The organism is Nonomuraea sp. NPDC049714 (genome assembly GCF_044465295.1).
GTDB lineage: Bacteria > Actinomycetota > Actinomycetes > Streptosporangiales > Streptosporangiaceae > Nonomuraea.
In genome coordinates this window covers 1-1,835 of sequence record NZ_JBITLM010000037.1, presented here as the reverse complement: position 1 = coordinate 1,835, position 1,835 = coordinate 1, and the positions used below count along the sequence as shown (strand labels likewise).

General features: G+C 72.8%; 1 protein-coding gene. It reads left to right on the top strand.

Annotation, left to right across the window (positions count from 1 at the left end; genetic code table 11):
- Positions 1 to 33 precede the first annotated feature (33 nt).
- A partial coding sequence (locus tag ACIBQX_RS50600; RefSeq protein WP_397017868.1) for an SDR family NAD(P)-dependent oxidoreductase occupies positions 34 to 1,835 on the top strand: 1,802 nt, incomplete at its 3' end.

Below are 1,835 nucleotides of genomic sequence, written 5' to 3'. Positions count from 1 at the left end.
TTGTTCGCTGCGGGGGTTTTGAGGCCGTTGCCGGTGGCTTGCTGGGATGTGCGCCGGGCTCCGGAGGCGTTCCGGTACCTGAGCCAGGCCCGCAACGTCGGCAAGGTCGTCCTGACCATGCCCCGCACCGCCGATTCCCGGGGGACCGTGCTGCTGACGGGCGCCTCGGGAGCCCTCGGCGGACTCGTCGCCCGTCATCTGGCCGCGAACCGGCAAGCCGAGCGCCTCGTGCTGGTCTCCCGGCGGGGACCGGCCGTGCCCGGCACCGCCCGGCTCGCGGCCGAACTCGCCGCTCATGGCGTCGGGGTCGACGTCGTCGCCGCCGATGTCGCCGATCGGGCCGCGCTGGCGCAGGTCATCGCCGCCGTGCCAGCCGGGACGCCGCTGCGGGGAGTGGTGCACGCGGCCGGGGTCCTGGACGACGGCGTGATCACGTCGCTCACCCCGGCCGCCCTTGACACCGTGATGCGGCCCAAGGTGGACGGCGCCTGGCACCTGCACGAGCTGACCAGGACCCATGATCTGAGCCTGTTCGCGGTGTTCTCCTCGATCGCCGGCATCTGGGGCAACCCCGGCCAGGGCGGATACGCGGCGGCGAACACCTTCCTGGACGCCCTGGCGGCGCATCGCCGAGGAGCCGGCCTGCCCGCCACTTCCCTGGCCTGGGGACTGTGGCAGCTCACCGGCACCCAGTCCGGCATCCAGTCCGGCACTCAGCCCGGTCCCCGGTCCGGCGCTGGGGGGATGGCCGGGCAGCTCAGCGGGGCCGACTGGCAGCGCCTGGCCGCGCAGGGACTGCGCCCTCTGACCGGGGCCGACGGTCTGGCACTGCTCGACGCCGTCCGGGGCGTGGGTGAGCCCGGCGGTCAGCCGCTCGACGGAGCGGGCGCTCTGCTGGTGCCGGCCCGGCTCGACCCGTCCCCGTTCCACCGCCGTGGTCTCGACGTACCGGCTCTGCTGTCTGGCCTGGCCTCGCTGACGCCGACCGCCCGAGCCACCCGGCGAACCGCCGGCCTGGCCGGCACGGCCGGTCCGGCCGGGCTCGCCGCTCGCCTGACCGGCCTGTCTCCGGCCGAGCGGGAGTCGACGGTCCGCGGCCTGGTGCTGACCCAGGCGGCGCTCGTGCTGGGGATGGCCGGGCCGGAGTCGATGGATGCCGGTCGGTCTTTCCGTGAGCTGGGTTTTGATTCGTTGACGGCTGTGGAGTTGCGTAATCGGCTGGGTGAGGTGACCGGTCTGCGGTTGCCGGCCACGCTGGTTTTCGACTATCCGACGCCGTCGGCGTTGGTGGGGTTCGTACTGACCGAATTGCTCGGTGATGTCACTGCGGTGGCGCTGCCCACGGCGCGAGCTCAGGACGGTGACGATCCGGTGGTGATCGTCGGGATGGGCTGCCGCTTCCCCGGCGGCGTGTCCTCCGCCGGGGACTTCTGGAGCCTCCTCGCCTCCGGCGCCGACGCGGTGTCCGGTTTCCCAGCCGATCGCGGCCCGGAATGGGAGAGGGTCTTCGACCCGGACCCGGCGGCGGTGGGCAAGAGCTACGCCCGCGAGGGCGCGTTCCTCGGCGATGCGGCCGACTTCGACGCGCGGTTCTTCGGGATTTCGCCGCGTGAGGCGCTGGCGATGGATCCGCAGCAGCGGTTGCTGCTGGAGACGTCCTGGGAGGCCCTGGAGGACGCCGGGATCGACATCGGCACCCTGAGCGGCAGCTCGACCGGGGTGTTCACCGGGCTGATCTATCACGACTACAGCGCCGGCGGTGCCGTGCCTGGCGATGTCGAAGGCTATGTCAGCACCGGGATGTCGGGTGGGGTGGCGTCCGGGCGGGTGGCGTA